The organism is Intrasporangium chromatireducens Q5-1, from assembly GCF_000576575.1.
Classification (GTDB): domain Bacteria; phylum Actinomycetota; class Actinomycetes; order Actinomycetales; family Dermatophilaceae; genus Intrasporangium_A; species Intrasporangium_A chromatireducens.
This window is the reverse complement of record NZ_AWQS01000307.1, coordinates 1-3,855: the sequence shown is the minus strand read 5'-3', so window position 1 is coordinate 3,855 and position 3,855 is coordinate 1. Positions and strand designations below refer to the sequence as shown.

The window sequence follows — 3,855 nt, the reverse complement described above, 5'->3', positions numbered from 1 at the left end:
CGGCTGGGGTCCGGGCCCCCGTCCCGGGCCCCAGCCGCTCACCACCGTTCGCCACCGATCGTCCTGACAGATCCCCACGGAGCCACTCGTGCTGCTGCTCGCCGTCCCCCTCGGCCTCGCCATCGGCCTCTCGCTCGGAGCCCTGGGCGGCGGCGGGTCGATCCTCACCGTCCCCGCGCTCGTCTATGTTCTCGGCCAGGACCCGCGCACGGCGACGACGAGCTCCCTCGTGATCGTCGGCCTGACCTCCCTCATCGCGCTCGTCCCGCACGCACGGGCGCGACGCGTCCGGTTCGGGCAGGGGCTGCTCTTCGGCGCCCTCGGCACGGCCGGCTCCATCGCCGGGACCGCCCTCTCCGCGGCCGTCGACCCCAACGTGCTGCTCACCGCCTTCGCCGCCCTGATGCTCGTGGTGGCGACCCTCATGCTCCGCCGGTCCCGACGGACCGGGCCCGCAACCGCGGCGGGCGACCCCACGGCCGAGCCGATGCTCACGCTGCGGCCCTTCTCGTGCTCCTGCCCAAAGGTTCTCAAGGTGATCGTCACCGCCACGGCCGTCGGGCTGCTCACCGGCTTCTTCGGCGTCGGGGGCGGCTTCGCCCTCGTCCCGGCCCTCGTGCTGGCCCTCGGCTTCCCGATGCCGGTCGCCGTGGGCACGTCGCTGCTCGTCATCGTCGTCAACAGCGCCACCGCCCTGGCCGCACGGGTCAGCTCCAGCGGCGGCCAGCTCGACTGGACGCTCATCGGCGTGTTCACCGCAGCGGCCACCGTCGGCAGCCTGCTCGGCAGTCGCCTCATGGCGAGGCTCCACCCGCGCCACCTGACCCGGGCGTTCGCTGTCCTGCTCGTCGCGGTCGCCCTCTACACGGCAGCGCGGGCCATCCCGATGCTCGGCTAGCCCGGCCGCCCGCCGCCCCGGACGAGCCACCGCAGCTCGCTGCGGTGCTCGAGTCCGAGCTTCTCGAGCAGCGATGACATGTGCGTCTTGACGGTCGCCTGGCTGATGCCGAGCGCCACGGCGATCCCGGCGTTGCCCGGGTCACCCGCCGGCCCGGTGACGAGGGCGACGACCGCCCGCTCCCGAGGAGACAGCACGGCAAGCGGGTCGACCGGCACGTCGTCGTGCGGACCGAGGCGGGTCACGAGGTTGGCCTGGATCTCGAAGCAGCGTCGCGACAGGGTGAGCAGCCGCTCCCGCAGGTCTTCGTCGCGGGGGCGCCTCCCACGCTCACCACCGGACACTCCGTCCCGCGCGATCGCCTCGGCGAGCTCGCTCAGCCGCGCGGCGAGCTCGGTGAGCTCCCGGCTCGCGGCGTTGAGCGCCGTGACCTTCCCCGACCGGCCGTCGTCCCCCAGCTCGGGATAGACGAGGCCGAGGTTGAGCCGCCGTCCCGGGCGGCCGGCCTCCAGGCGGTCGACGACGAGGCCCGCCAGCCACTCCATGGCACGCACCGTCTCGTCGGTGAACGCGTCGGCGGTGTCCGACAGGGCGCCCATCAGCCCGAGGACCTCACCGTCGTCCGGAGCGAGAAGCGGCACGACCACCGTGTCTCTCGACAGCTCCGCGTCGCCGAAGCGGAGCCCGCGGTGCAGCAGCGCCCCGCCGTCGTCCGCGAACCGGTACGGCCGGCGGCTCGCGACGATCCAGGCGGTCAGCCCGTTCGGCCCGTAGGTGACGGTCCCCGCGTCCTCAAAGGTGCCGTTCGTGTAGAGGTACGGATACGACATCCGTCGGTCGGCGTGCGTCACCAGGCCGATGTAGAAGTCGTCCATCGGCGAGATGGCGCCGATGGCCGCGCGACAGGCGTCATACACGCCGAAGAGGTCGTCGCGGTCCGCCTCCCGGATGGTCTGGTCCGCGTGGCGCAGCGCGCGCAGCGCCGCGTCGGACAAGCCGTCGCTCATGCCGGCCCCTCCATTGTCCCCTGGTTCACGGTGGACATACTCGCGGTAAGGAGCGCGATCCGCCATGGTTTGCGGCGAACCGGCTCCGTCGGGGAATGAGCCGCGGTGTCGGTCCGCGGCCGATTCCGGCCCATCCCGCCGGGCTGGCAATCTTGCTGGGCCCGGTCATGCGGTCGGGGCCGCCGGGCACCCAGGGGGGAGGTCGCCTCGGCGTTCCCCGCGGCGCCGGTCCCTGGTACAGCGGAGGGAATATCAGGGGCCGGGACCGGGCCCTTCGGCCCGCCACGGCGTTCGGCCGGCCTCGCACGCGGACGGAAACCCAGCGGCATACCGCGCCGTCCGTGCGCGAGACTGCCCCCATGGGAGCCCACGTCCACAACATCACCTTCGACTGCGCCGACGCGCGCCGGCTCGGCCAGTTCTGGGCCGACCTGCTCGGCTGGAACCTCTTCTACGACGACGACCCCGAGGTGCTCGTCGCGCCGACGTTCCCCCAGCAGGGCACGGGCCTGCTCTTCATCCCCGTGCCGGAGGGCAAGACGGCGAAGAACCGCGTCCACCTCGACCTCGGCCCCGAGGACGCCACCCGGGACGAGACGGTCGAGCGGGCCACCGCTGCGGGCGCGACGATCCTCGCGGACCACCGCAAGCCGGACGGCTCCGGCTGGGTCACCCTCGCCGACCCGGAGGGCAACGAGTTCTGCGTCGAACGCGGCGTGCAGGAGCGGCCGAGCGAGACGCGCGCGATCCGGATCGGGTGATCCACAAGCCATTTGGTATGCCGCTGGCCCGAGGGCTCGAGGTCAGAGCGAGCGCAGCGCCGGCAGCAGCTCCTTCTCGGCCCACGAGCAGAACGCCTCCTGCTGGTCCGCGCCGATCTGGACCAGCGCGAGCTCGGTGAAGCCTGCGTCGACGTACGCCTTCGCCTTGTCGACGACGTGGTCGACGTCCGGCCCGCACGCCACCTGCTCGGCGATGTCCTCCGGCCGCACCGAGGCGGACGCCGACGCGAACCCTGCCGGCGTGGGCAGCTCCGAGTTCACCGGCCAGCCGAGCCCCGTCCAGCGGAACTGCTCGTGCGCCCGCTTGCTCGCGGCGTCCTTCGACACGTCGTAGGAGATCGGGTGGTAGCGGATGAGCGGGCAGGTCACGTAGGTCATGAGCGGGATCCGCGAGGTCACCTGGGAGGCGGCCCCGAGGATGGACCACGCATAGCCGGAGTGCCCCTGCTCCTCGAGCCATGGGTTGAAGTGGTCACTGATGACGGAGAAGTCGAAGCCGGCATCCTCCGCACGCTGGATGTCCCGCACGAGCAGGTCGGGCGGGGACTGTTCGCACATCATGGTGTAACCGATGGAGACCATGACTCCCGCCTACCCGCTGCCACGCAGGGTCAACCCGCCGTCCGGGAGCGGGCCTCCTGCCGCAGCTTGAACCGCTGGATCTTGCCCGACGGGGTCTTCGGCAGCTCCTCGACGAAGTGGATCGAGCGGGGGTAGGCGTGCGCGGCGAACTGCGTCTTGACCAGCTGCTGCAGCTCGACCACGAGGTCCGGTGAGCCCTCGCGCCCGGGGCGGAGCACGACATATGCCTCGAGCACCTCGCCACGCAGCTGGTCCGGGGCGGCCACCGCCGCCGCCTCGGCCACGGCGTCGTGCGTCACGAGCACGCTCTCGACGTCGAAGGGGCTGATCCGGTAGCCGGCCATGATGATGACGTCGTCGTCGCGCGACGAGAAGAACAGGCGGCCTTCGGCGTCCTGGGCGGCGGTGTCGCCCGTCAGGTACCAGCGCCCGTCCGCGGTGAAGCGCTCGGCCGTCTTCTCCGGTGCGTCGAGGTAGCCGGTGAACCACATGAGCGGGCTCGCCTGCGTGTCGATCGCGAGCCGCCCGACCGTGCCGGCGGGCGCCACCTCGTCGCGGTCCTCGAGCAGCACGGCGCAGGACCAGC

5 protein-coding genes are annotated in these 3,855 nt (G+C 72.3%); 2 read left to right on the top strand and 3 right to left on the bottom strand.

Features of this window, described 5'->3' with window-relative positions; genetic code table 11:
• Window positions 1-88 precede the first annotated feature (88 nt).
• A complete protein-coding gene (locus N864_RS20035; RefSeq protein ID WP_034721561.1) occupies window positions 89-898 on the top strand; it encodes a sulfite exporter TauE/SafE family protein in 810 nt (269 codons plus the stop codon).
• Here the strand turns inward: N864_RS20035 and N864_RS24840 are convergent.
• Window positions 895-1,905, bottom strand: a complete 1,011-nt coding sequence (locus tag N864_RS24840) for a LuxR C-terminal-related transcriptional regulator (RefSeq protein WP_034721556.1) — start codon at window positions 1,903-1,905, stop codon at window positions 895-897. The genes N864_RS20035 and N864_RS24840 overlap by 4 nt on opposite strands.
• Window positions 1,906-2,264: 359 nt before the next feature.
• Between N864_RS24840 and N864_RS20025 the strand changes: the two genes are divergently transcribed.
• Window positions 2,265-2,666 carry a VOC family protein gene (locus tag N864_RS20025; protein ID WP_034721554.1) on the top strand — a complete coding sequence of 134 codons (402 nt, stop codon included), beginning with the start codon at window positions 2,265-2,267 and terminating at the stop codon, window positions 2,664-2,666.
• Between the two features lie 42 nt (window positions 2,667-2,708).
• On the opposite strand, the gene N864_RS20020 is transcribed toward N864_RS20025, so the two are convergent.
• Both N864_RS20020 and N864_RS20015 read right to left on the bottom strand, forming a co-directional pair.
• Window positions 2,709-3,269: an LLM class flavin-dependent oxidoreductase gene (locus tag N864_RS20020; RefSeq protein WP_034721551.1), complete on the bottom strand. Its 561-nt coding sequence runs from the start codon at window positions 3,267-3,269 to the stop codon at window positions 2,709-2,711.
• 29 nt (window positions 3,270-3,298) lie between these two features.
• On the bottom strand, window positions 3,299-3,855 hold a 557-nt coding region (locus N864_RS20015; protein WP_034721548.1), incomplete at its 5' end, for an AMP-binding enzyme.